Source organism: Halomonas sp. PAMB 3264, assembly GCF_031954245.1.
In the GTDB taxonomy this organism is placed as follows: Bacteria; Pseudomonadota; Gammaproteobacteria; order Pseudomonadales; family Halomonadaceae; genus Vreelandella.
Genome location: NZ_CP134866.1, coordinates 3,095,038 through 3,118,217, shown reverse-complemented (window position 1 = coordinate 3,118,217; position 23,180 = coordinate 3,095,038). Strand labels below are relative to the sequence as shown.

Below are 23,180 nucleotides of genomic sequence, written 5' to 3'. Positions count from 1 at the left end.
ATGTCCCTGAATATGTCATCTGAAGCGTCGAAAAGCGCGCCGGTCTACGCCTCCCGGCGCGAAATTTTTGGCTGGGCGATGTTCGACTTCGCCAACCAGGCCTACACGCTACTCATCATCACGGTAGTGTTTGGCGAGCTATTCACGACCGTCATCGTCGGCGATCGCGGCGACGGCTTTCGCTTGGCCAACTTTCTGTGGAGCCTGGCGCTGGCCTTAAGCTACCTGATGGTGGTGGTGAGCGCGCCGCTTTGCGGGGCCATCATGGATTACCGCGCCGAGAAAAAGCGCTTTCTACTGGTAAGCTATCTTGCGACGGTGGCGACCACCGCCATGCTGTACTTCGTCGAGCCGGGCTACGTGGTGGCGGGGCTTTTGCTGATCGTGCTTTCCAACTACGCCTACTCGATGGGAGAGTCGTTCATCGCCGCCTTTCTACCCGAGCTCGGCCCGCCGCAGTCGCTGGGAAAAATCTCGGGCTTTGGCTGGGCGCTGGGCTATATCGGCGGGCTGTTGGCGGCGGGCTTTACCCTGGTGGTGCTGGGTGAAGCCACGCTCGAGAATTATGATCGCATCCGCTGGGTCGGGCCTTTCGCCGCCGGCTTCTTTTTGGTTGCCGCCATCCCGACCTTTGTGTGGCTCAAGGAGCGCGGCGTGGCAAGGCCCGGCGGCGTGTCGTATCGGCAAATCGCCACGGCGCAGCTTTTTTCCACGTTCAAGGAGCTACGCCATTTTCGCGACCTGACGATCTTTCTGGTGTCGCTGTTGTTCTCGATGGCCGGGGTCTACATCATCATCGCCTTCGCCTTCATCTACGGCGCACAGGTGATCGGCTGGGACGAGGGCGTGCGCAACATCATGTTCATCGTCGTGCAGGTGACTGCCGCCATCGGCGCGGTAGGCTTTGGTTTCATTCAGGACACTTTCGGCGCCAAGCGCACCTATCAAATGACGCTGGCGCTCTGGGTGGTGGCCATCGTCGCTATCTGGGCAACGCCGGAGCTGACCGCTTGGGCCAACGCCCAGTTTGGCTGGCAGTGGCAGGCGCAGTACGTCTTCTTGTACGTCGGGTGCCTGGCGGGGCTGAGTCTTGGGTCGAGCCAGTCGGCGAGCCGCGCGCTGGTGGGCGTATTTTCACCCTTGGCCAAATCGGCCGAGTTTTTCGGTTTCTGGGGGCTCGCCAACAAGCTGGCGGGCGTTTTAGGCATTGTCGTGCTGGGCGTGCTGCAAACGTTGATTGGCCTTCAAGCCTCTATCCTATTATGTGCAGGACTGTTTTTAACGGCGATGCTGATCTGTGCTGGTGTCAACGAACGGCGCGGCCGCGAGGCGGCGACGGCATGGCAAAGCACCTGATGACGGGGGTGTGTATGACATCGCAACGCGCGCAGCGCGGCGGCATCGTGATGATGCTGCTTTTCTGGGTGCTGCTGATCGGCGCCGGCACCTGGCTGATCGACGGCGGCTTCAAGAACCTGACCACGCCCAACGCCCACGTCATCAACTCGGCGCCCGACGGCGCGCCGGTGCGGCTTTCGCGCAATCGCTCCGGCCATTTCGAGGCGCCCGGGCGCATCAACGGCGAGCCGGTCACGTTTTTGCTCGATACCGGTGCCACCTACGTGGCGGTGTCCACCGAGCTTGCCGAGCGGCTCTCGCTCACTCCCGGCCGCAGTGCCTGGTTCAATACGGCCAACGGCCGGGTGAAAGGGCACCTGACCGAACTCGACGAGGTGGCGCTGGGGGGGTTGCAGGCAAGCAACGTCCAGGGTTCGATCAGCCCCGGCATGGAGCGCGACACGGTGCTTTTAGGCATGAGCTTTCTGAGTCTTTTCACCATCGAAATCGCCGGTGGCGAAATGCTTTTGCGTCTGCCACCTTGAGGCCGGCACTACGTCGCTTCATGGCCTCGCATGTTGAACACAAGGTGCTATGCTAAGCGGGTCACACAGGGATATCAGTACACAAGGAGAGTCGTTATGGGAATCGAAGTCGGCGGTCTGCTGGGCCTCATCTGGTTAATCATCGTGATCTGGGCGATCGTGAAAGTCGCCAAAAGTTCGGCGGGCGGTCTTGCCAAGCTGATCTGGATCCTGGTGCTGCTGTTTTTCCCGCTCATCGGACTCATCATCTGGTTCTTGTTCGGGCCCAAGGGATAGCGCCGTTACCGCAACATGAAAAAAAGCAGGCCCGTGCGGGCCTGCTTTTTTTGTGCCTGTCGAACTTTCTTGCCCGTAAAGCCTGGGCGAGCCGAACCTGTTTAGCAGGTCAAGGCGCCTGAGCCGTCAATGCTGAGCGTTGTCGTCGCTGGACGGCGGGGCCTTGTAGTGGCCCGGAATGGTCAGCTTTTCACCGTTGGGCAAATCGCGGACCTGGGTGGGAACATAAATTCGTTTGATGACGCTTTTGGTCTTGTGAGTACTCATCATTCTCTCCTGCCAGTAGCCAAATGAAAGGTTGACAACCGAGTGAGCCCACATTATCGCGGCGCAAAACGGTAATCAAGCGGGGGCGGGGGAGAAATCACGTGCCGTGCGTGAAAATGCGTATCAATGCCCTCTTGCAATTTAAGGCACAAACGTTAATAAATGGTAAGCAAGTGTTACCATGGAAGGGGGCTCCATGTTATTAAGACAAGCTGGGCCACTGAGGCAATGATCCATTATCAAGGAAGCGGGAGCCGCTCATGAACGACTGTCCCGATAAAGACCACGTGCTCATCATCGAAGACGATCAGCGACTGGCCGGGTTAACCCGCGACTATCTGGAAAACAACGGTTTCAAGGTCACCGTGGAAGCCGACGGTGGCAAAGGGGTCGAGCGCATTCTCGAGCTGCAGCCGGATCTGGTGATTCTGGATCTGATGCTGCCCGGGGAAGATGGTCTGTCGATCTGCCGGCGGGTTCGCCATAATTTCGCCGGGCCGATCATGATGCTGACCGCCCGCACCGACGATCTGGATCAGGTGCTGGGACTTGAGATGGGCGCCGACGACTACGTGCCCAAACCCGTACAGCCGCGCGTACTGCTGGCCCGCATGCGCGCGTTGATGCGCCGCGCCGACGCGCCCGCCGCCCCCAACGGCGAAGTAAGGCTTCAGTTTTCCAATCTGGATATCGATAGCGCCACCCGCGAGGCGTTTCTGGACGGTGAGCGTATCGATCTGACCAGCGCCGAGTTCGATCTTCTCTGGCTATTGGCGCGCAATGCCGGCAACGTTTTGACCCGGGAAGAGATCTTCAGCGATCTGCGCGGCATCAAGTACGACGGCCAGGACCGTTCTATCGACGTGCGTGTGTCGCGTATTCGACCCAAGATCGGCGACGACCCCCATCAGCCGCACCGTATCAAGACCGTTCGCAGCAAGGGCTACCTCTTTGTCAAGGATAGCTGACGGCGCCGGCGCCTTCGTGGCGAACGCGTATCCACGAGGTAGGGCTCATGCCGCGCGTGCCTAGCCAGGGCTCCTTTCTACGCTTTTACGTGCTGTTGGGCCTGGCCCTGTGCATCGTCTTTTTGATCTCCATCGGCGGGCGTACGTTCATCGAGCAGGTGCGCCGCGAAGAGTTTCGTGAAGAGCTGACAAGCCTGCCCATGACGCTGATGACCCGCCAGCTTGCCGCGCTCGCGCCCGAGCGCCGCGCCGAGCGGCTGGAAACCTTCGCCCGTCAGTTCGGCATGCAGCTGACCCTCATACCTGTGTCGGACGCGGCGCCTGGTTATTTCGAGGCCGCCCGACTCAAGCGCGGTCGCCCGGTGATCGACGAGGACCCCTGGCAGCTTCGCCAGCTCATTCCCGGCGGTTCGTTTGAGCAGGGAACGCTTTTGAGCGCGACCCTCATGGGCTGGAGCGAGCGTCAGTGGCAGGCAAGCGTGGCGTTGCTCGGCGACTGGCTCGGCCAAACGCCACAGGACGAGCGCCCGGCGCTGCTCTCCGAGCTGCGCTTGCCCCACTGGCCGCTGACGCTGTTGACGACGCTGCCCGAAGACCTGACGACCGTTCAACGCCAGGCGCTGGCGCGCGGCGAGGTCGTGACAAGGCTGGTCACCGAGCAGCTGACGCTATCGTTTATCTATCGCGTACCCGAAAGCGACCAGTGGTTGAAGGTCGGCCCGATTCCACGCCACGAAACCATGCCGCTGGGGCTTCACCTGCCCCTTCTCATCGGCGTCATGGCGGTGCTGAGTCTGATCATCTATCTGATCATGCGCAGCATCGAGGCGCGCATGGCGCGTTTGGAGCTTGCCGCGACGCGTATTGCCAGCGGCCGGCTCGAAACCCGCGTGAAGGTCGAAAGCGGCGACTTTCTGGGCCGGTTGGGCATGGCCTTCAACGCCATGGCAAGCCAGGTACAGACGCTGTTGAAAGGCCAGCAGGAGATGATTCGCGCGGTATCCCACGAGCTGAGAACGCCGGTGGCGCGCATTCGCTTCGCCGTGCAGATGGTCGAGGACATGACCGAAGAGCCCTCGATTCGCCATCAGCTCCAGGGGATCGACGCCGACATTGCCGAGCTCGACGACCTGGTCGACGAGATTTTGACCTACGCCCGTTTGGGCGGCGGGCCGGACCACGGCGATCCGCTGGATATGGTGCCGGTGGAGTGCTCGGCCATGGCGAACCGCGTGATCGACGCGCTGACGCCGCTGCACAAGTCGCTTTCGATCACGCTCGAAGCGGATAGCGAAATAGAGCTTCTGGCCGAGCCGCGCTATCTGCAGCGGGCGCTGCAAAACCTGGTCAGCAACGCCTGCCGCCACGGGCGCAGCCAGGTCGTCATTCGGGTGTGGGACGAGCCGCAGCTGGTGCGCTTCGACGTCGAGGACGATGGCCCAGGCGTTCCGGTAGAGGCGCGCAGCGACATCTTCAAACCCTTTGCGCGGCTGGACGACAGTCGCGCGCGAAGCTCCGGCGGCTATGGCCTGGGGCTCTCTATCGTGCAGAAAGTCATGTCCGGGCACGGTGGCAGCGTCACCGTCGATGAAAGCCCGAAGCTCGGCGGCGCGCGCTTTACGCTGTTGATTCCTCGTCGGGAGTCGCCGGCTTGACGCCGCTGAGCACCGCAAACGAGGTTTCTCGCGCGGTGCGCAGAAAATCGCGCATCCAGGGCGTGGCGCGGGTTTCCTCGCGAATCGCCGCGAACAGCGTGCTCCAGATCCCCGTTTCACCAAGCGTCACTGCGCTTACGTAGTCGCGCTCCAGATACTCGGTCAGCGCCCAGTTGGGCAGCGCGCACACGCCGCGCCCGCTGGCCACCAGCTGCATCATCATGATGGTGAGCTCAGCGGTGCGAATCTCTTTAGGGCGCACCTGGGCGGGGCTCAGAAACTGGGTGAAGACGTCCAGCCGTGAATGCTCCACCGGATAGGTGATCAGCGTCTCATCGGCGAGCTCCTGAGGGGTGACGAAGCTCTTTTTGGCGAAGGGGTGCTGGCGCGCCACGGCCAGAAGGCCTTCGTAGCGAAACAGCGGCGCGTAATGAATGCCGTCGATCGGCTGGGGGTCGGCGGTGATCACCAGATCGAGCTGCTCTTTGGCCAGCGCCGGCAGCGGGTCGAAGTGGTGGCCGCTCGGGATATCGATTTCGATTTCCGGCCAGTGATCGCGAAAGTAGTCCACCGTTGGCATCAGCCACTGAAAGCAGCTGTGGCACTCGATCGCCATGTGAAGCCGGCCCTGCTCGGTGCCGGCCAGCCGCGCCAGATCGCGCTCGGCGCGGCGCACTGCAGGCAGAAGCTCGTCGGCCAGCGCAAGAAGGCGAAGCCCCGCGCGAGTGAACTCCACCGGGCGCGTCTTGCGCACGAACAACGGGCTTGCCACCCGGTTTTCCAGATCCTTCAACTGATGCGACAGCGCCGACTGGGTAAGGTGAACGCGCTCGGCGGCCTCGACCAGCGAGCCGGTTTCGCGAAGCGCGATCAGAGTGCGCAAATGGCGTAGTTCGAGCATGGTAAAAATTCACGATTAAGAATGAACAGTTGAGTCATGTTCATTCTAAGCCAGAGTACGCCATAACACACCCTACTCTCTCACTGACGCCTCACTCACACCTCGCTAGCTTTTCGACGCATAGGCGTACAGCAGCGTTTCCTGAGCGCTGATGGGGTCGCTTTTACCCGGGCTTTGCAGGTGGTAGCTGCCGTCGCTTTCGAGTATCCAGCTCTGGCAGTTGTCCACCAGATAGGTCTCTAAATCCTTGCGCACGCGGTTGGCGAGCTTCTTGTCCTTGAGCAGAAAGCAGGTCTCGACCCGGTGGAACATGTTGCGCGTCATGAAGTCGGCGCTGGCGCACCAGGTCTCCGGCTTGCCGCCGTTGTGAAAGTGGAACACCCGGGTGTGTTCGAGAAACCGGCCGATGATCGAGCGCACGCGAATGTTCTCCGACACCCCCTTCACCCCCGGGCGAAGGCTGCACATGCCGCGAATGATCAGATCGCACTCCACGCCGGCCTGGGAGGCGCGGTAGAGCGCCTTGATCAGCTTGGGCTCGGTCAGCGAGTTGCACTTGATGATGATATGGCCGCGTTTGCCGCGGGCGGCGAACTGGGCCTCGCGATCGATCATTTCGATCAGCCGCGCGTGCAGCGTGAAGGGGGCGTGGAGCAGGGTGTCGATCTTGCGCGTCTGGCCCATGCCGGAAAGCTGCTGGAAGACTCTATGAACGTCGGCGCAAAGCGCCTGATTGGCGGTCATGAGGCTGTAATCGGTATAGAGCCTGGCGGTTTTGGCGTGGTAGTTGCCGGTGCCCAAATGCGCGTAGTGTCTGAGCTCCCCGCCTTCGCGGCGCACGATGTGGATCATCTTGGCGTGAGTCTTGTAAGCCATGATGCCGTAGATCACGATCGCACCGGCCTCCTGCAGGCGCGAGGCGAGCTGCAGGTTGTCGGCTTCGTCGAATCGCGCGCGCAGCTCGATCACCACGGTCACTTCCTTGCCCTGGCTTGCCGCCTCCACCAGGGCGCCGACGATGGAGGAGTCCGCGCCGGTGCGATAAAGCGTCTGCTTGATCGCCAACACGTCCGGGTCGCGAGCCGCCTCGCGCAGCAGATCCTCGATCGGCGAGAACGCCTGGAACGGGTGATGCAGCAAAATGTCCTGCTGGCGGATAGCGCTAAAGAGGCTGCCCTCCTTCAGCCCCTTGGGAATGCTCGGGGTAAAGGGGCGATACACAAGCTCCGGGCGGTCGACGTCGCCCAGCACCGACATCATGCGCGTCAGGTTCACCGGTCCTTCGACGCGGTACAGGTCGTCCTCGGTGAGGTCGAACTGGCGCAGTAAAAAGCCGGTCAGCCCTTCGGGGCAGTTGTTGGCCACCTCCAGGCGTACGCCGCTGCCGTAGCGTCGTGCCAGAAGCTCGCCCCTGAGCGCCGAAGCGAGATCGGACACCTCCTCCGGGTCGACGCTCAGATCCGCGTTACGGGTCAAGCGGAACTGGTAGCAGCCCAGCACGCGCATGCCGGGGAAAAGCTCATCGGCGTGCGCGTGAATCATCGACGAAAGAAAGACGTACTCGGAGAAGCCTTCAGAGCAGAGCTCTTTGGGCAGCGCGATCAGGCGCGGCAGCGAGCGCGGGGCGGGCAGGATCGCCATGCCGCCGGCGCGGCCGAAGGCGTCCTTGCCTTCGAGCTCGACGATGAAGTTGAGGCTCTTGTTCACAAGTCGTGGAAACGGGTGCGACGGATCGAGGCCGATCGGGCTGATCACCGGCATGATTTCGCGATCGAAAAATGCGCGCACCCAAGCGCGCTGCTCGTCACACCACTGGTCGCGGCGGCGAAAGCGCAGCCCCTGGGCTTCCAGCGCCGGAAGCAGGGTATTGTTGAGAATTTGATACTGGCGGCGAATCTGGCGATGCGCGGTATCGGAAATTTCGGCCAGCACTGCCTTGGGCAGTCGGCCGTCAGCGGAGGCGGCGTTGTCGTTGAGCGCCACCTGGTGTTTCAGCCCGGCCACACGAATCTCGAAGAACTCGTCCATGTTCGAGGAGAAGATCAGCAGAAACATCAGCCGGTTCAACAGCGGGTGTGCGTCGTCGAGGGCCTGTTCGAGCACGCGGATGTTGAACTGCAGATGCGAAAGCTCGCGGTTGAAGTAGAGCGCCGGGTCGTCCAGATCGGTCTGGCCGAGCGCCTCCTTCGCCTGAACGCCGGTGGGGGTGCGGTTGATACGAAGCGGAAGGCTCTCGCCTTCAGCGCTTGACGTATCAATACCGGAAGGCGGTGTCGCGTCTGACGTTTGCATCTCCATGACGAATTCCCCGCAGAATGGGCGGCGCGCTTTGTCGGCGCTTTCCTTGACCTTAGTGTGTTGCGCCCGATTCTGCAGGAGAAAGATGACAGTTGCGTGTCACGCGCGCCCGGTTAGCGCGTCGCGCTTAGTAGCCGCGCGGCGTCGAGGGCGAAGTAGGTCAGGATGCCGTCGGCGCCGGCGCGCTTGAAGCACATGAGTGACTCGAGGATCACCGCGTCGGCATCGAGCCAGCCGTTATCGAACGCACCGCGGTGCATGGCGTACTCGCCGCTCACCTGGTAGGCGAAGGTGGGTACGCCAAGTTCGCTCTTGACCCGGCGCACCACGTCCAGATAAGGCATGCCGGGCTTGACCATCACCATGTCGGCGCCCTCAGAAATATCGAGCGCGACCTCGTGGATCGCCTCGTCGGTATTGGCCGGGTCCATCTGATAAGTGCGTTTGTCGGCCTTACCCAGATTGCCCGCCGAGCCCACCGCGTCGCGAAACGGGCCGTAATAGGCCGAGGCGTACTTGGCGCTGTAAGCCATGATGCGAATGTTGTGCAGGTTGTCCTGCTCGAGCACCCGGCGAATGGCGCCGATGCGTCCATCCATCATGTCCGAGGGGGCCAGCACGTCGGCGCCGGCTTCGGCGTGGGACAGCGCCTGCTTCAACAGCGTGTCGACGGTGCGGTCGTTCTGCACGTAGCCGTGCTCGTCGAGAATGCCGTCCTGACCGTGGCTGGTGTAGGGGTCCAGCGCCACGTCGGTGATGATGCCAAGCTCGGGCAGCGCCGCCTTGAGCGCGCGCACGCTTCGCTGGATCAGGCCGCCCGCGTTGTAAGCCTCTTCGGCGAACTCGCTTTTATGCTCGGGGCCGACCACGGGGAACAGCGCCAGCGCCGGAATGCCGAGCTCGAAGGCTTCGCGCGCCTGCTCGATCAGAAGATCGATGGAGAGGCGCTCGACGCCGGGCATGGAGGCGACGGCCTCGCGCTGATTCTCGCCTTCCAGTACGAACACCGGCAGGATGAGGTCACTGGGCGTCAGGGTGGATTCCTGCATCAGCCGGCGAGAAAAGTCGTCACGGCGCATGCGGCGCATGCGGGTGGCGGGAAACTGACGGGGGCCTGGTGTGCTCAAATGTACTCTCCGCTCGACGCTGACAAAAATGTCCGTGGCCTTGAGTATATCAGCCATGCTCTACGGCGAAAGCCGCCTTGTGGAGGGGGTGAAGAGTGATTAGAGTGTCGATTCCACTAAATCGCTCGCCGTTAGAGATCATGGGTATCACCAAGGGAGACAGGCATGAGCAAAAAAGTAGCAGTGATTCTGGCCGGCTGCGGCGCTTATGATGGATCGGAGATCCATGAGGCGACTCTTACGCTGTTGCGCCTCGACCAGCTCGGCATCGCCTACCGCGCCTTTGCGCCGGACATCGACCAGCATCACGTGATCAATCACCTCTCCCAGGAGGCCGAGGAAGGCGAGACGCGAAGCGTTCTGAAGGAGTCGGCGCGGCTCGTGCGCGGCGATATCCAGCCCATCACCGAGCTTAACGCCGATGACTTCGATGCAGTCATCGTCCCCGGCGGCTTCGGCGTGGCCAAAAACCTCTGCGACTTCGCCGAGAAGGGCGACGCCATGAGCGTGCTCGAAAGCCTCAAGGCCCCGCTTGCCGCTTTCAAGGAGGACGCCAAGCCGATCGGGTTGATGTGCATTGCGCCGGTACTGGTGCCAAGGCTTCTGGGCGACGGCATTTCGGTGACCATCGGGCGCGACCCGGGCGTTGCCGGGGCAATCAGCGCCATGGGCGGGCTGCACAAAAGCTGCGACGTCGACGATATCGTCGTCGACCTGGAGCATCAGGTCGTGACGACTCCTGCCTACATGCAGGCCAAAAGCATCGGCGAGGCCGCCACCGGCATCTTCAAACTGGTCGAGCGGCTCAACGACATGATCGATCAGGCCAAAAAATAGCCGGCGCTAACGCTTTAGCACAGCGAAAAAAGCCTCTGCAGACGCAGAGGCTTTTTTATGACGACACCGTGTATGACCACGATGTTTATTACAGCGATGTTTATTACAGCGATGTTTATTACAACGATGTTTATTACAACAAGGCAAAACGGCTACTCGCCGCTCTCCTCGGCCTCGGCCTCGGCGCGAAGCTGGCGCCGGCGCACGAGCCGGCCAAACAGCAGGCCCACCTCGTAGAGGAGGTACATCGGAATGGCCAACAGGCTCTGGGAGATGACGTCCGGCGGGGTGAGCAGCATGCCGACCACGAAACACCCTAAAATGATGTAGGGGCGCTTTTGCGACAGGCTCTGCACCGTGGTGGCGCCGGAGAGAATCAGCAGAAAGGTGGCAATGGGGATCTCGAAGGCCACGCCGAAGGCGAAAAAGAGCTTCAGCACGAAGTTCAGGTACTGATTGATGTCGGTCATCACCGCCACGTTTTCTGGCCCGGTCTGGGTAAAAAACTCGAACAGCAGCGGGAAGACGACGTAGTAGGCGAAGGCCGCGCCGGCGTAAAAGAGTGCCACGCTCGACACCAGAATCGGAATCGCCAGCGCCTTTTCGTTATCGTAAAGCCCGGGCGCCACGAACGCCCAGGCCTGGTGAAGCACGAAGGGGATCGCCAGAAAGACCGCCACCACCAGCGTGAGCTTGAACGGCGCCAAAAACGGCGAGGCCACTTCCGTGGCGATCATCTGCGAGCCCGCCGGTAAAAGCGCGATCAAGGGCTCGGCGACGAAGCCGTAGATATCGTTGGCAAAGGCGTAGAGCGCCAGAAACATCACCAGCACCACCGCCACTGCCTTGATGAGCCGCGAGCGCAGCTCGATCAGATGCTCGACCAGCGGCGCCTGGCTTAAATCCTCGCGCGGGCGCTGGTCTTTATGCGAAGGCTGAGAGTCGCCCGGATTGCTCATGGCTGGGTGCGGTCCTTGTTCGGGTCGGCCTCGGCGGGCGGGGTGTCACTTGGCGGCGCCGGCGTCTCATGAACGCTTTCGAGCGCATCGTCTAACCGAGCGCTTGCACGGGCGGCGCGCTCTTCGGTGTCTTCGCTGGTCTGCTTCGAGTGCGAAGCGGGCGAGGCGATGCTTTCCACATCACGCTTGGCCTGCTTCAAGCTCTGGTCGAGCTTTTTCTGCTGTTCGCTGATTTTCTGGCGCAGCTCCTCGGCTTCGAGCTGGGCGCTGATTTCGCGCTGCATGCCGGATACCGTGCGCTTGATCTTGCCGATCCACATGCCGGTGGTGCGCGCTGCCTTCGGCAGGCGCTCGGGGCCGAGTACCAGAAGCCCGACGATGCCGATCAGCAACAGTTCTAAAAAGCCGATATCCAGCATGGCTTACGGGCGCTCTTCGCGCTGCTGTTCGGCCTTGCGCTTCTCTTCGGCCTGCACGTCATAGGTGTTGCCCGGCTCTTCGTGGGCGACCTTGGCAGCATCCTTCTCGGAGGCTTTCTCTTTTTCCTTGTCCTCTTCGCTCATCGCGCTTTTGAAACCCTTCACCGCGCCGCCAAGATCGGTGCCGACGTTGCGCAGTTTCTTGGTGCCGAAAATCAAAATGATGATGCCCAATACAATCAAGAGCTGCCAGATACTGATGCCACCTAACATGGTCGTTTCCTCATAAGGCCTTGGCGTAGAACGCGTGGAAAGGGCGCGGATGCTTGGCTAGCGGGACGCTTTTTCGTCGTGGCCGGAGACCCCGAAGCGCCGCGCAAGCTCGTCGAGTACGCGCTGATGGTCGAGCTCCAGGTGCGAGAGCATCACCATGCTATGAAACCATAGATCCGCGGTTTCGGCGATAAGTGCCTGGCGCGCCTGCTCATCGCCGTGTTCGGCGTCTCTGGCGGCCAGCACGGTTTCAAACGCTTCCTCGCCCACTTTCTCCAGAATCTTGTTGAGACCCTTGTGATGCAGCGAGGCGACATAGGACGCCTCGGGCGCTGCGTGGCGGCGCTCGGCAAGAACCTGGGCCAGGTGATCCAGAACGGGCGTGGTCGCGGTAGTGCTCATCGAAATCCTTGGCGTTGGCGCGAATCGAACCCGCGCAAGACGTGCGGGCGTGTCTTGGGGTTAGCGTATCACAAACGCCGTCACTGCCATAAAAGCAGTATCAGCCCGGCGCCGGCCGCGGCCAGCACCTGCCAGGGCTGCGCCAGCGCCCACTCGCCAAGCGGCTGCCAGGCAAGGGCCACGGCGACCAGCGCGATGCCAACGCGCAGGCGGTGGTGGCGCTTTTTCTGCTGGGTGAATTTCTCGTCGAGCCGGGTGATGGCGTGGGCCTGCTGATGACGCTGGCGGTGCTCCTGCTCCATGCGGCTAAGGGCCTGGTGGGCCAGCACCGGAAGCTCGGGCAGCTGGTGGGAAAGCTCCGGCGCCTGGCGCTTGAGCGACTCCCAAAGCCCGCCAATGCCGGCGCGCTCTTTCATCCACTGCTCGAGATAGGGCTTGGCCGTGCTCCATAGATCGAGTTCCGGGTAGAGCTGACGCCCCAGCCCCTCGATGTTCAGAAGCGTTTTTTGCAGCAGTACCAGCTGCGGCTGGACTTCCATATTGAAGCGTCGAGCGGTCTGGAAAAGCCCTAAAAGCACCTGGCCAAAGGAGATGTCCTTGAGCGGCTTTTCGAGAATCGGCTCGCACACGGTGCGAATGGCGGCGGCGAACTCGTTGGCGCGGGTATTTTCTCCTACCCAGCCGGATTCGATGTGAAGCGCCGCCACCTCGTAATAGTCCTGATGGAAAAACGCCAGCAGATTGCGCGCCAGATAATCCTGATCTTCCCGGGTGAGGCTTCCCACGATGCCGCAATCGATGGCGATGTACTGTGGGTCTTCCGGGTTGTCGGCGTTGACGAAGATGTTGCCCGGGTGCATGTCGGCGTGAAAGAAGTTGTCGCGAAATACCTGGGTGAAGAAAAGCTCGACGCCGCGCTCGGCGAGTTTCTTGAGGTTGACGCCTTGCTTGATCAGCGTGTCGAGATCCGCCACCGGCACGCCGCGAATGCGCTCCTGAACCATGACATGGCGCCGGGTGAAGGGCCAGTAAATGGTGGGCACGAACAGAAGCGCCGAATCCTTGAAGTTGCGCTTGAGCTGCGAGGTGTTGGCGGCTTCCTTGTAAAGGTCGAGCTCGTCAAACAGCGTCGATTCGTAGTCGCGGATGACCTCGACTGGACGCAGACGTCGCGCCTCGGGCACCCGGGCCATCAGCTTGGCGGCCCGGTACATCAATGCCATGTCCTGGCGCATCACCGCGTCGATACCGGGGCGGATGATCTTGACCACCACTTCTTCGCCGGTGTGAAGCGTGGCAGCGTGAACCTGGGCGATCGAGGCGGAAGCCAGCGGCGCGTGATCGAAGCGGGCAAAGGCCTGCTCGAGGGACATCTCGAGCTCACGCTCCACCCGCGCCACGGCGAGCTCGCCGGGAAACGGCGGCACCTGATCCTGCAGGCGTCTAAGCTCGTTGGAAATGTCGTCGGGCAAAAGGTCGCGCCGGGTGGAAAGCATCTGGCCGAACTTGATGAAGATCGGCCCCAGTGACTCCAGCGACAGGCGCAGGCGCTCGGCACGGGAGCGCTTGCCCACCGGAATCAGGCGCAGCGGCAAACACCACATCACCCCGCGCAGCCAAAGCGGCAGTCGCTCCATGGGGATCAGCGTATCGAGGCGGTGGCGCGCGATGACCCATAGAATCTTGAACAGCCGCAGGCTCATGTACAGCGCTCCCGAGCCTGGGCGGCGGCCTGGATGTCGAGACTCGCGTTCAGACGCCGCGTCAGGCGATCGAGGCGCGCTTCCAGGCGATCGGTGGCCATGTCCAGATCGGTCAGCGCGTCGCGCAGCACGTCGCGCTGCGCCCGGCCCGGCAGCATCCGCGCCTCCTCGAAAACGTACTCGGAGAGATCCTGTAACAGCTCGTCCTTGGCGCGCAGCCCGAAGCGGTTCAAGCGGCGAACGCCTTCGGCCAACGAGTGGGCGGGCGTGGCGCCGATCCAGCCGGCAAGCTCACCTTCCCAGTCGAGCTCCAGATCGAAAAACAGATCGCGGGTCGCTTCCAAAAGGCCAATACGCCCGCGCACCGCGAGCTTGCCGTCGAACATCAGCCGCTCGATCGAGGCGCCGCTGAGCCACTCCGAAAACGTCTCCGGCGTGAGCTCGACGGTCGCATCCGCCACGGCCTCGTTGACATCGTCACCGGGCAGCAGGTCGACGCCGGTTTCGTGATAGGCGAGCAAAAGCGCCAGGTGCGGTCTTTCGAGCCGGACCAGCAGCCGGCTACCGGCGAGGGCCGCCAGCCGGTTGGGCGCGGCCGGGTCGCGGGCGAGCAGGGCATTCAGCGTGCGTTCGCATCCAGCCAGAAGCAGGGGCGGGGTCAATCGCATGCGCGCCTCGATTGTCGCGTCAATGGAGTGGGAAGCGTTGCGCTGCCAGGCGTCATAGCTTGATGCCGCGGTGAAGCGCGACGATACCGCCGGTGAGGTTGGTGTACTCCACCCGCTCGAGCCCGGCGGCTTCCATCATTGCCTGCAGCGTCGGTTGGTCCGGGTGCATGCGAATCGATTCGGCAAGATAGCGGTAGCTCTCACCGTCCTTCGCCACCAGCTCGCCGATTTTCGGCAGAAAGCGAAACGAGTACTCGTCGTAGGCTTTGCTTAGAAGCGGATTGCCGGGCTTGGAGAACTCCAGCACCAGAAGCCGTCCGCCGGGCTTGAGCACGCGCGTCATGGAGCGCAGCGCGGCGTCCTTGTCGGTGACGTTACGAAGGCCAAAGGCGATGGTGATGCAGTCGAAGTGGTTGTCCGGGAAGGGCAGGTTCTCGGCGTTGGCCTGAACGTACTCGACGTTGCCGCCCACGCCCTGGTCGATCAGCTTGTCGCGGCCGACGTTCAGCATCGAGGCGTTGATATCGGCCAGCACCACCTTGCCGCGCGGGCCGACCATGCGCGAAAACTTGAGCGTCAGATCGCCGGTGCCGCCGGCGATGTCCAGCACCCGGTGGCCCGGGCGCACGCCGGCGCGCTCGATGGTCAGGCGCTTCCATACCCGGTGAATGCCGAAGGACATCAGGTCGTTCATGACGTCGTAGCGCGCGGCCACCGAGTGAAACACATCCGCTACCCGCGAGGCTTTCTCGTCGAGCGGGACTTCCTGATAGCCAAAATGGGTGGTGCGCTTTTGTGTGGGGCTCATGAGGCGACGGGCTCCCGAGTTCGAGGCGGATATCGATGATATGGCGATCATCGCTTGATAGGTTGGCTGTATTGTAGCCTTCTCCCACCGGTTTTGTCTGCGCCCGGGTCACTTAACCCAAGCGTGCGCTCGCGCGCGGCAAGACCGATTTTCAATACCTTGAGCCTCAAAGCTGTTTGAACTGAATGCCCGCCGGCTCGCGGGAGGCGCCGGCATCGCTGAGCGCCTGCAGATACTCCGCCCAGTAGGCGTCCTGCTGGGTGGCGAGCTCGAACAGGTAGTCGTAGCTGTAGAGGCCGCTGTCGTGGCCGTCGTCGAAGTGAAGCTTGAGCGCGTAGTGGCCGACCTGGCTGATGTCCATCAGGCCCACGTCGCGCTTGCCGGTTTGCAGCACGGCGGTATCGGCGCCGTGGCCGCGCACCTCCGCCGACGGTGAGTAGACGCGCAGAAGCTCGACCGGCACGCGGTAGTGCCGATCGCCCGGGTAGGTGAGCTCCAGCAGGCGGTTTTTCTTGTGATAGTGCACGTGGGTGGGAATCGGGCTTTCCATCGGGCTCTCCTGTTCAAGAGACGAACGGGGCATATAGACGAACGGGCGGGTGTCGCCACCCGCCCGTAAGGCGTAAAAACGGCACCTGCAACGCGCAGGTAGCTCGAGCTTACAGAATGTAGCGCGAGAGGTCCTCGTCGACCGCCAGCTCGCCAAGCTGCGCGTTGACGTAGTCGGCGTCGACCACCAGCGGGCTGTCCATATCGCCGCCCTTGAAGGAAGCCTCTTCGAGCAGGCGCTCCATCACGGTGTGCAGGCGCCGAGCGCCGATGTTCTCGGTGCCTTCGTTGACCTGCCAGGAGATCTCGGCGATGCGCTCGATACCGTCCTCGGTGAAGTCGACGTCCAGACCTTCGGTAGCGAGCAGCGCCTGGTACTGCTTGGTCAGCGAGGCCGAAGGCTCGGTCAGGATGCGCTTGAAGTCGTGGGGCGTGAGCGCATCGAGCTCGACGCGAATCGGCAGGCGGCCCTGAAGCTCCGGAATCAGATCGGAAGGCCGCGAGAGGTGGAACGCGCCGGAGGCGATGAACAGAATGTGGTCAGTCTTGACCATGCCGTACTTGGTGGAGACGGTCGAGCCCTCGATCAGCGGCAGCAGATCGCGCTGCACGCCTTCGCGGGACACCTCGCCGCCGCTGGACTGGCCGCTGCCCTTGGCCACCTTGTCGATCTCGTCCAAAAACACGATGCCGTGCTGCTCGACGGACTCTACCGCGCGGGCCTTGATCTCCTCCTCGTTGACGAGCTTTCCGGCTTCCTCGTCGCGCAAGAGCACCAGCGCCTCTTTCACCGTGACCTTGCGCTGCTCGCGCTTTTGCTGGCCCATGTTGGAGAACAGGCTTTGCAGCTGGCTGGTCATCTCCTCCATGCCCGGCGGGGTCATGATGTCGACGCCCTGGCCCTGGGATGAGACCTCGATCTCGATCTCCTTGTCGTCGAGCTGGCCTTCGCGGAGCTTCTTGCGAAACGACTGGCGGGTGGCGTTCTCTTCGCGCGGCTTGTCTTCTTGGCCGCGCGGCGGGGGCAGCAGGGCATCGAGCACGCGGTCTTCGGCGGCGTCCTCGGCGCGGTGACCGACCTCCTCCTTGGCGTGCTCGCGCACCATCTTGATCGCGGCTTCCATCAGGTCACGAATGATCGACTCAACGTCGCGGCCGACATAGCCCACCTCGGTGAACTTGGTCGCTTCCACCTTGATGAACGGCGCGCGGGCGAGCTTGGCCAAACGGCGGGCGATTTCAGTCTTGCCCACGCCGGTCGGGCCGATCATCAGGATGTTCTTCGGCGTGACTTCCGGGCGCAGATCGGCATCGAGCTGCATGCGCCGCCAGCGGTTACGCAAAGCGATCGCCACGGCGCGCTTGGCGTCCTTCTGGCCAATGATGTACTGGTCGAGGGCGTGAACGATTTCGCGGGGTGTCATCTGGGTCATGAAAAAAGCCTCAACGGTCGTCGATGTTCAGCTCTTCGAGCGTGACGTGGTGATTGGTGAATACGCAGATGTCGCCCGCGATTTGCAGGGATTTTTCGGTGATTTCCCGCGCGCCGAGCTCGGTGTTTTCCAGAAGGGCGCGGGCGCTGGCCTGGGCGAAGTTGCCGCCAGAGCCGATGGCGATGATGCCGCGCTCCGGCTCGACGACGTCGCCGTTGCCGGTGATGATCAATGAGGCGCTGTGATCCGCCACGGCCAGAAGGGCCTCGAGCCGGCGCAGTGCGCGATCGGTGCGCCAGTCTTTTGCCAGCTCCACGGCGGCCTTGGTCAGATGGCCCTGATATTTCTCGAGCTGCGCCTCAAAACGCTCGAACAGCGTGAAGGCGTCCGCCGTGCCGCCGGCGAAGCCCGCGAGCACCTTGCCCCGATAGAGGCGGCGCACCTTGCTGGCGTTGCCCTTCATCACGGTGTTGCCAAGCGATACCTGGCCGTCGCCGGCGAGGGCGACCTGGTTGCCGCGGCGTACGGATACGATCGTGGTCATGGAGATGACTCCTTGAGGGAGAAAAGACTCCCGATAACTTATCGGCCGCCTGGCGGCCGCAACTAAAGCGCGTAAAAAACCTGAGCGATTCACCACAAAATGCGGGCGGTCGATAAAAAATCAACCGCCCGCATAGGGTTCTGCCTGGCTTTTATGGCCGCGCCCACGCGGGGCGCGCTAGTTTTGCAGCTGGATGAGCAGCGGCTCGATGCCCTGGGTCGCCATCAGGTCCTGGGCGCGGTTGAGCTCGCGAGTGTCCTCGTAAGGCCCGACCTGAACGCGGTGCCAGATATCGCCGCTGGCCTGCACTTCGGTGATCTGGGCCAACAGGCTCAGGTTGCGAAGTCGCGAGCGCAGCTGCTCGGCATCCCCTAACTCCTTGAACGACGCCGCCTGCAGCATGTAGCGGTTGGGCGTGGCGGGCGCTTGTGCCGCGGGCTCGGCGGGCGTTGCCGGGGCGCTTTGGGCCTGCTCCTCCGGGCGAGTGTTGGCGGCGATCACCTGGGCGATCGGATCATCACCGGAGGCGCCGTCAGTATTGGAATCGGCTGGCGGCGCTTCCGGGCGATTGACCGTCGAGGGCAGCGCCCCACCCGGGGCGATGACTTCGGTTTCCGGCAGCAGGGTGTAGAACTCGAAGGTCGGCATCGAGGGCTCGGCGTCTCCTTCGGTCTGGCGCGCGGCGCTGCGCTCGTCGCTACCGGGCGGCTTTGGCAGCACCGTCGCCTCTGGCGTGGCATTTTGCTCCTGCCAGGGGGCGGTGCCGTGCTGATGCTGGGCCAGAAAGAACCCCACGGCGATACCGGCCAGCGCCCAGAGCCAGCCCGGCAGGCGAAAACCGCTGCCGGGCTCTTTCGGCGTCTTACGCTGGCTGGTCGCTCCGCGACGGCTGGGCCGCTTGCGCGCTTTGGCCATGGTTTACATCTCCTCCGGGGCGCTGACCCCCATGAGATCGAGCCCGTTGCGCAGCACCTGGCGGGTGGCCAGGCCCAGCGCCAAACGTGCGTTTCGGGTGGCATCATCGTCGACCATCACTTTCACCGCGTTGTAACAGGTGTGAAAGTCCGCGGCCAGATCCAGCAGGTACTGGGAGATTTGCTGCGGCTCGCGGGCGCGGGCGGCCTGCTCGACCACTTCCGGGTAGCGCGCCAGGCGATTGAGCACCGCCTTCTCCTGGTCGCTGTCAAGGCTCGCCAGATTTGCCATCGCCTGATCGAAATCGAAGGCGCGGGATTCGGCGTCGGCCTTTCTCATCATGCTGCACACGCGGGCGTGGGCGTACTGCACGTAGTAGACCGGGTTGTCGTTGGACTGCGAGCGGGCCAGGTCGATATCGAAGGTGAGCTGGGAGTCGGCCCGGCGCGCGGCGAGGAAGAAGCGCGTGGCGTCGCGGCCTACTTCGTCGATCAGATCGCGCAGCGTGACGTAGCTGCCGGCGCGCTTGGAGAGCTTCACCTCGACGCCGGAGCGGGTCACCATCACCATCTGGTGCAGTACGTAGTCCGGATAGCCCTTCGGAATGCCGACTTCCAGCGCCTGGAGACCGGCGCGTACGCGGGTGACGGTGGAGTGGTGGTCGGCGCCCTGCTCGTTGATGACGGTCTTGAAACCGCGGCTCCACTTGTCGTGGTGATACGCCACGTCCGGCAAAAAGTAGGTGTAGCCGCCGTCCTGCTTGCGCATCACGCGGTCCTTGTCATCACCGAAGTCGGTGGTGCGCAGCCACATCGCGCCGTCTTCCTCGTAGGTGTGGCCGTTGGCGACCAGTCGCTCGACGGTTTTTTCGACCTTGCCCTGCTCGTAGAGCGACGATTCGAGAAAGTAGACGTCGAACGCTACGCCAAAGGCCTTGAGGTCCAGATCCTGCTCGCGGCGAAGCCAGGCAACAGAAAAATCGCGAATGGCGTCGAGATTCTCCGGGTCCGCCTTGCCGGTCACTTCCCGGTCGTCGGCGGAGACGGTCTTGCCGGCCAGGTAGTCCTGGGCAACGTCGTTGATGTAGTCGCCGCGGTAGCCGTCTTCGGGCCAGCTGGCGTCGTCCGGGCCAAGCCCTTTGGCGCGGGCCTGCACGGAAAGGGCCAGATTCTGGATCTGGGCGCCGGCGTCGTTGTAGTAGAACTCGCGGGTGACGTCATACCCTGTGGCCTCGAGAAGCCGGCACAGGCAGTCGCCGATGGCGGCGCCCCGGCCGTGGCCAACGTGCAAGGGGCCGGTCGGGTTGGCAGAGACGAACTCGACCTGGACCTTTTCGCCCTGGCCGACGAGGCTTCGCCCAAAGGCGTCGCCGGCGTCGAGCACCTGCGCGATGATCTGTGCGGCGGCATCCGTGGCGGCAAAGAAGTTGATGAAACCGGGGCCGGCGATCTCGGTGTTGGCGATCGCGTCGCTTTCGGGCAGCGCCTCGAGGAGCTTCTCGGCGAGCTCGCGCGGCTTGAGGCCTGCGGGTTTGGCCAACATCAGCGCGAGGTTGGTGGCGTAATCGCCGTGGGCCTTGTCTTTGGTCGGGTCGATCTTGATCGTCGGGGTCAGATCAACAGGCAGCACGCCCTGATGCTTTAGCGCATCGATGGCGCCCTGGAGCAGGGAGGTGATCGTCTCTTTCATTTGCATATCCGAAATTTTGGGTGGCGGCGTGTGCGTTTAATCGTGCGCGTTCGGTAATAAAGGGGCGGTCGATGTTGACGTTTGAGAGCATCGACGCAAAAAGGCCCGGTACACATAAAACCGCCATTATCGGCAATTGGCGCTCACTTTCAAAGCCGTATCGGGTTCGAAAGCGAGCGCTCGTCGCCTTGTTTGGGCTTGCCAGCGTCTACGCCAGCGTCTGCGGGTCGATGTCGATCGACCAGCGCACGCTGCGCGCCTCGCGGTGGGCGTCCAGCCACTGGACCAGGTAGTTGGCCGCGGCGTGGCGCTGGCTGCGCTTGTCGGCGGCGATCAGCACGTGCACGTGGTAGCGATTTTGGCGCCGCTCCATCGGCGCGGGCACCGGCCCCAGACAGCGCGCCTGCACGTTGGCTACCTTGAGCCACTCTCTCAGCGCCTGGGCGGCGTCTTGTGCAAGCGAAAGCGCGGCCGGCTCCTTCGGGCTCTCAAAGCGTAACAGCGCCATGAAGCCAAACGGCGGCAGCTTGGCCAGCCGCCGCTCTTCGAGCAGGTTGCGCGCCAGCGCCCCGTAGCCGTGCTCGGCCAGCTGGCCAAGGTGCGGGTCGTCCGGGTGCAGGGTCTGCACCAGCACCCGGCCCGGGTGGGCGGCGCGTCCGGCGCGCCCAGCCACCTGCTCGAGCAGTTGGGCGCTGTGCTCGAGCGCGCGAAAGTCCGCGCTGTAGAGCCCGCCGTCGGCGTTGATCACCACCACGAGCGTGACGTGGGGCAGGTGATGGCCCTTGGCGAGCATCTGGGTGCCGACCAGAATGCACGGCTCGCCGCGGTGAACCTCCTTGAGCACCTGGTCGAAGCTGTCCTTACGCCGGGTGCTGTCGCGGTCGATGCGATGAATCGTGGTGTCGGGAAAAAGCCCCGTCAGCGTCTCCTCGGTGCGCTCGGTGCCGGCGCCGAGCGCGCGCAAATCGCCGCTGCCACACTCGGGGCAGGCGTCCGGCAGCGCCCGGCGGCTGTCGCAGTGGTGGCAAGCCAGCAGCGGCGGCTGGCGGTGCAGCGTCATGCGCGCGTCGCACTGGTGGCAGTCCGCCATCCAGCCGCAGCCGTGGCAGGCAAGCCTGGGGGCGAAGCCGCGCCGGTTGATGAACACCAGCACCTGCTTGCCGGCAGCCAGGGTCGACGTGATCGCCTTGAGCGCGCCGGGTAGCAGCCCGCCCTGGCGGCGCTGATGACGAAGATCCAGAAGTTCGAGTTTGGCCGGCGGGTGGCGGCTCGGGCGCTGGGTGAGGCGCAGGTGGCGGTAGTCGCCGGCCAGCGCGCGCTGAAGGCTCTCGAGCGACGGCGTGGCGCTGCCCAGCAGCAGCGGGATCTGGTGATGGTGGGCGCGGGCCACGGCCAAATCGCGGGCGTGGTAGCGAAGCCCGTCGTGCTGCTTGTAGGAGCCGTCGTGCTCCTCGTCGACGATGATTACCCCGGGTTTGGCCAGCGGCGTGAAGATCGCCGAGCGGGTGCCGATCACGATCAGCGCGCGCCCGTCGGCGGCGGCCTCCCAGGCGTCCATGCGCTCGGCGTCGTTGAGCCCGGAGTGCAGCGCCACCACGGGTACATTGAAGCGGCTTTTAAAGCGCGAAAGCGTTTGCGGGGTCAGGCCGATCTCCGGCACCAGCACCAGCGACTGTTTGCCCCAGGCGGCGATGGCCTCGATCAGCTGCAGATAGATTTCGGTCTTGCCGCTGCCAGTGACGCCTTCCAGCAGGCAGGGGTGGTAGCCGTTCAGGTTTTCGTGCAGCGCGGCCAGCGCCGCTGCCTGCTCGCGGTTGAGCGCAAGCGACGGCGAGGCGAGCAGATTTGACGCGGTGTCAGCCCGCCGGCCTGCCTGGCGGGCAAGCTCCGTTGAGGTGATTAGCCCCTTGCGGGCAAGCGCGTTGAGTTGCTCTTTGGTATAGCCGTGGGCGCTGATTGCCTGGGTCGGCAGGCCGTGAGCGTGCTGGCGCAAAAGCGCGTAAAGCTCGGCCTGTTTGGGGGCATTTTTAAGTGAGTCCGGCGTTTGCTCGCCAACGGCTTGCCACTGGGTAAAGGTGCGCCCGGCCATGGGGTAGCCCTGGCGCAGTCTTGCCGGCATGGCCAGCTGCATGGTGTCGCCCAGACCGTGCTGGTAGTAGCGCGCGGTGAAGTGGCAAAGCCACTGCCAGTCCTCCGGCAGCGGCGCCTCATCGAGCACCTCGGAAATCGGTTTTAACTTTTCGCGGGGCAGTGTGCTTCGATCGAGCAAATTGATCACGACACCCACAACGTCGCGCCGACCAAACGGTACGCGCACGCGAAGTCCCGGCTGCCAGCCGCCGGCCGGTGGCTCGCGGCCGGGCAGGTAGTCAAACAGCTGACGCAGCGGCGAGGGCAGGGCCACCTGAAGCGCGCCGGGGGCCGTGGGCGCCTTTGGAGCGGGCGTTGAAGAAAAGGGAACGGGCAATTGGCCTCCGGCGTAAAAGTTGCTAGAATATGCGCCCGCTACACGTTTTACCAACCCGGTTTTATGTGAGCGACTATCCGGTTAAGCAGTTATTTCAACCCCCTATGCGGTGCCTGGCAACGGATCAGGTGGCGGCATA

At 63.2% G+C, this 23,180-nt stretch carries 23 protein-coding genes; 6 read left to right on the top strand and 17 right to left on the bottom strand.

Annotated features, from left to right (window positions below):
* The 3 genes from RN347_RS14110 to RN347_RS14100 all read left to right on the top strand — a co-directional run bounded on the left by RN347_RS14110 (position 1) and on the right by RN347_RS14100 (position 2,159).
* Positions 1-1,356 (top strand): MFS transporter, encoded by a 1,356-nt coding sequence (locus RN347_RS14110; protein WP_263586160.1) that lies wholly within the window; start codon positions 1-3, stop codon positions 1,354-1,356.
* 14 nt (positions 1,357-1,370) lie between these two features.
* Positions 1,371-1,883, top strand: coding sequence for a TIGR02281 family clan AA aspartic protease (locus RN347_RS14105; RefSeq protein WP_263586161.1), 513 nt, complete (start codon positions 1,371-1,373; stop codon positions 1,881-1,883).
* A 96-nt stretch (positions 1,884-1,979) separates the two neighbouring features.
* On the top strand, positions 1,980-2,159 hold the full coding sequence (locus RN347_RS14100) for a PLDc N-terminal domain-containing protein (protein WP_089713609.1): 180 nt from the start codon (positions 1,980-1,982) through the stop codon (positions 2,157-2,159).
* A gap of 126 nt (positions 2,160-2,285) precedes the next feature.
* On the opposite strand, the gene RN347_RS14095 is transcribed toward RN347_RS14100, so the two are convergent.
* Positions 2,286-2,426 (bottom strand): hypothetical protein, encoded by a 141-nt coding sequence (locus tag RN347_RS14095; RefSeq protein ID WP_263586162.1) that lies wholly within the window; start codon positions 2,424-2,426, stop codon positions 2,286-2,288.
* 260 nt (positions 2,427-2,686) lie between these two features.
* Between RN347_RS14095 and RN347_RS14090 the strand changes: the two genes are divergently transcribed.
* The gene (locus RN347_RS14090; RefSeq protein ID WP_263586163.1) at positions 2,687-3,394 is read left to right on the top strand and encodes a winged helix-turn-helix domain-containing protein; all 708 of its coding nucleotides are present in this window, start codon (positions 2,687-2,689) and stop codon (positions 3,392-3,394) included.
* Between the two features lie 47 nt (positions 3,395-3,441).
* A complete protein-coding gene (locus RN347_RS14085; protein WP_311958642.1) occupies positions 3,442-5,049 on the top strand; it encodes an ATP-binding protein in 1,608 nt (535 codons plus the stop codon).
* Here the strand turns inward: RN347_RS14085 and RN347_RS14080 are convergent.
* From RN347_RS14080 to hemB, 3 genes are all read right to left on the bottom strand, one after another.
* Positions 5,012-5,950: a LysR family transcriptional regulator gene (locus RN347_RS14080; RefSeq protein ID WP_311958641.1), complete on the bottom strand. Its 939-nt coding sequence runs from the start codon at positions 5,948-5,950 to the stop codon at positions 5,012-5,014. The genes RN347_RS14085 and RN347_RS14080 overlap by 38 nt on opposite strands.
* A 105-nt stretch (positions 5,951-6,055) precedes the next feature.
* Positions 6,056-8,248 (bottom strand): polyphosphate kinase 1, encoded by a 2,193-nt coding sequence (ppk1, locus tag RN347_RS14075; RefSeq protein WP_263586166.1) that lies wholly within the window; start codon positions 8,246-8,248, stop codon positions 6,056-6,058.
* 113 nt (positions 8,249-8,361) lie between these two features.
* Positions 8,362-9,375, bottom strand: coding sequence for a porphobilinogen synthase (gene hemB, locus RN347_RS14070; RefSeq protein WP_311958640.1), 1,014 nt, complete (start codon positions 9,373-9,375; stop codon positions 8,362-8,364).
* Between the two features lie 165 nt (positions 9,376-9,540).
* Between hemB and elbB the strand changes: the two genes are divergently transcribed.
* On the top strand, positions 9,541-10,212 hold the full coding sequence (elbB, locus tag RN347_RS14065) for an isoprenoid biosynthesis glyoxalase ElbB (RefSeq protein ID WP_263586168.1): 672 nt from the start codon (positions 9,541-9,543) through the stop codon (positions 10,210-10,212).
* A gap of 152 nt (positions 10,213-10,364) precedes the next feature.
* On the opposite strand, the gene tatC is transcribed toward elbB, so the two are convergent.
* The 13 genes from tatC to RN347_RS14000 all read right to left on the bottom strand — a co-directional run bounded on the left by tatC (position 10,365) and on the right by RN347_RS14000 (position 23,041).
* The gene (gene tatC, locus RN347_RS14060; RefSeq protein WP_311958639.1) at positions 10,365-11,171 is read right to left on the bottom strand and encodes a twin-arginine translocase subunit TatC; all 807 of its coding nucleotides are present in this window, start codon (positions 11,169-11,171) and stop codon (positions 10,365-10,367) included.
* A complete protein-coding gene (tatB, locus tag RN347_RS14055; RefSeq protein ID WP_263586170.1) occupies positions 11,168-11,590 on the bottom strand; it encodes a Sec-independent protein translocase protein TatB in 423 nt (140 codons plus the stop codon). Before tatB ends, tatC begins: the two co-directional genes overlap by 4 nt.
* 3 nt (positions 11,591-11,593) lie before the next feature.
* Complete coding sequence (gene tatA, locus RN347_RS14050) at positions 11,594-11,863, bottom strand: Sec-independent protein translocase subunit TatA (RefSeq protein ID WP_263586171.1); 270 nt, start codon at positions 11,861-11,863, stop codon at positions 11,594-11,596.
* 57 nt (positions 11,864-11,920) lie between these two features.
* Positions 11,921-12,265 (bottom strand): phosphoribosyl-ATP diphosphatase, encoded by a 345-nt coding sequence (locus tag RN347_RS14045; RefSeq protein WP_252106235.1) that lies wholly within the window; start codon positions 12,263-12,265, stop codon positions 11,921-11,923.
* Positions 12,266-12,345: 80 nt separating this feature from the next.
* Positions 12,346-13,968 (bottom strand): ubiquinone biosynthesis regulatory protein kinase UbiB, encoded by a 1,623-nt coding sequence (gene ubiB / locus RN347_RS14040; RefSeq protein WP_311958638.1) that lies wholly within the window; start codon positions 13,966-13,968, stop codon positions 12,346-12,348.
* On the bottom strand, positions 13,965-14,636 hold the full coding sequence (locus RN347_RS14035; RefSeq protein WP_311958637.1) for an SCP2 sterol-binding domain-containing protein: 672 nt from the start codon (positions 14,634-14,636) through the stop codon (positions 13,965-13,967). Before RN347_RS14035 ends, ubiB begins: the two co-directional genes overlap by 4 nt.
* Positions 14,637-14,688: 52 nt before the next feature.
* Complete coding sequence (gene ubiE, locus RN347_RS14030; protein WP_311958636.1) at positions 14,689-15,444, bottom strand: bifunctional demethylmenaquinone methyltransferase/2-methoxy-6-polyprenyl-1,4-benzoquinol methylase UbiE; 756 nt, start codon at positions 15,442-15,444, stop codon at positions 14,689-14,691.
* Between the two features lie 166 nt (positions 15,445-15,610).
* Positions 15,611-15,994, bottom strand: a complete 384-nt coding sequence (locus tag RN347_RS14025; protein WP_311958635.1) for a DUF971 domain-containing protein — start codon at positions 15,992-15,994, stop codon at positions 15,611-15,613.
* Between the two features lie 109 nt (positions 15,995-16,103).
* Positions 16,104-17,426 carry an ATP-dependent protease ATPase subunit HslU gene (gene hslU / locus RN347_RS14020; protein WP_263586176.1) on the bottom strand — a complete coding sequence of 441 codons (1,323 nt, stop codon included), beginning with the start codon at positions 17,424-17,426 and terminating at the stop codon, positions 16,104-16,106.
* A gap of 10 nt (positions 17,427-17,436) precedes the next feature.
* Positions 17,437-17,970 (bottom strand): ATP-dependent protease subunit HslV, encoded by a 534-nt coding sequence (gene hslV / locus RN347_RS14015; protein WP_252106241.1) that lies wholly within the window; start codon positions 17,968-17,970, stop codon positions 17,437-17,439.
* Positions 17,971-18,147: 177 nt separating this feature from the next.
* Positions 18,148-18,885, bottom strand: a complete 738-nt coding sequence (locus RN347_RS14010; protein WP_311958634.1) for an SPOR domain-containing protein — start codon at positions 18,883-18,885, stop codon at positions 18,148-18,150.
* 3 nt (positions 18,886-18,888) lie between these two features.
* Entirely contained in the window at positions 18,889-20,574 is a 1,686-nt protein-coding gene (gene argS / locus RN347_RS14005; protein WP_311958633.1) for an arginine--tRNA ligase, read from the bottom strand.
* A gap of 208 nt (positions 20,575-20,782) precedes the next feature.
* Positions 20,783-23,041: a primosomal protein N' gene (locus tag RN347_RS14000; protein WP_311958632.1), complete on the bottom strand. Its 2,259-nt coding sequence runs from the start codon at positions 23,039-23,041 to the stop codon at positions 20,783-20,785.
* Positions 23,042-23,180 lie beyond the last annotated feature (139 nt).

Excerpts from the sequence above, each read along its gene's own strand:
- RN347_RS14110 (WP_263586160.1), top strand. The coding sequence starts at position 1 with ATGTCCCTGAATATGTCATCTGAAGCGTCGAAAAGCGCGCCGGTCTAC.
- RN347_RS14105 (WP_263586161.1), top strand. The coding sequence starts at position 1,371 with ATGACATCGCAACGCGCGCAGCGCGGCGGCATCGTGATGATGCTGCTT.
- RN347_RS14100 (WP_089713609.1), top strand. The coding sequence starts at position 1,980 with ATGGGAATCGAAGTCGGCGGTCTGCTGGGCCTCATCTGGTTAATCATC.
- RN347_RS14095 (WP_263586162.1), bottom strand. The coding sequence starts at position 2,426 with ATGAGTACTCACAAGACCAAAAGCGTCATCAAACGAATTTATGTTCCC.
- RN347_RS14090 (WP_263586163.1), top strand. The coding sequence starts at position 2,687 with ATGAACGACTGTCCCGATAAAGACCACGTGCTCATCATCGAAGACGAT.
- RN347_RS14085 (WP_311958642.1), top strand. The coding sequence starts at position 3,442 with ATGCCGCGCGTGCCTAGCCAGGGCTCCTTTCTACGCTTTTACGTGCTG.
- RN347_RS14080 (WP_311958641.1), bottom strand. The coding sequence starts at position 5,950 with ATGCTCGAACTACGCCATTTGCGCACTCTGATCGCGCTTCGCGAAACC.
- ppk1 (WP_263586166.1), bottom strand. The coding sequence starts at position 8,248 with ATGGAGATGCAAACGTCAGACGCGACACCGCCTTCCGGTATTGATACG.
- elbB (WP_263586168.1), top strand. The coding sequence starts at position 9,541 with ATGAGCAAAAAAGTAGCAGTGATTCTGGCCGGCTGCGGCGCTTATGAT.
- tatC (WP_311958639.1), bottom strand. The coding sequence starts at position 11,171 with ATGAGCAATCCGGGCGACTCTCAGCCTTCGCATAAAGACCAGCGCCCG.
- tatB (WP_263586170.1), bottom strand. The coding sequence starts at position 11,590 with ATGCTGGATATCGGCTTTTTAGAACTGTTGCTGATCGGCATCGTCGGG.
- tatA (WP_263586171.1), bottom strand. The coding sequence starts at position 11,863 with ATGTTAGGTGGCATCAGTATCTGGCAGCTCTTGATTGTATTGGGCATC.
- RN347_RS14045 (WP_252106235.1), bottom strand. The coding sequence starts at position 12,265 with ATGAGCACTACCGCGACCACGCCCGTTCTGGATCACCTGGCCCAGGTT.
- ubiB (WP_311958638.1), bottom strand. The coding sequence starts at position 13,968 with ATGAGCCTGCGGCTGTTCAAGATTCTATGGGTCATCGCGCGCCACCGC.
- RN347_RS14035 (WP_311958637.1), bottom strand. The coding sequence starts at position 14,636 with ATGCGATTGACCCCGCCCCTGCTTCTGGCTGGATGCGAACGCACGCTG.
- ubiE (WP_311958636.1), bottom strand. The coding sequence starts at position 15,444 with ATGAGCCCCACACAAAAGCGCACCACCCATTTTGGCTATCAGGAAGTC.
- RN347_RS14025 (WP_311958635.1), bottom strand. The coding sequence starts at position 15,994 with ATGGAAAGCCCGATTCCCACCCACGTGCACTATCACAAGAAAAACCGC.
- hslU (WP_263586176.1), bottom strand. The coding sequence starts at position 17,426 with ATGACCCAGATGACACCCCGCGAAATCGTTCACGCCCTCGACCAGTAC.
- hslV (WP_252106241.1), bottom strand. The coding sequence starts at position 17,970 with ATGACCACGATCGTATCCGTACGCCGCGGCAACCAGGTCGCCCTCGCC.
- RN347_RS14010 (WP_311958634.1), bottom strand. The coding sequence starts at position 18,885 with ATGGCCAAAGCGCGCAAGCGGCCCAGCCGTCGCGGAGCGACCAGCCAG.
- argS (WP_311958633.1), bottom strand. The coding sequence starts at position 20,574 with ATGAAAGAGACGATCACCTCCCTGCTCCAGGGCGCCATCGATGCGCTA.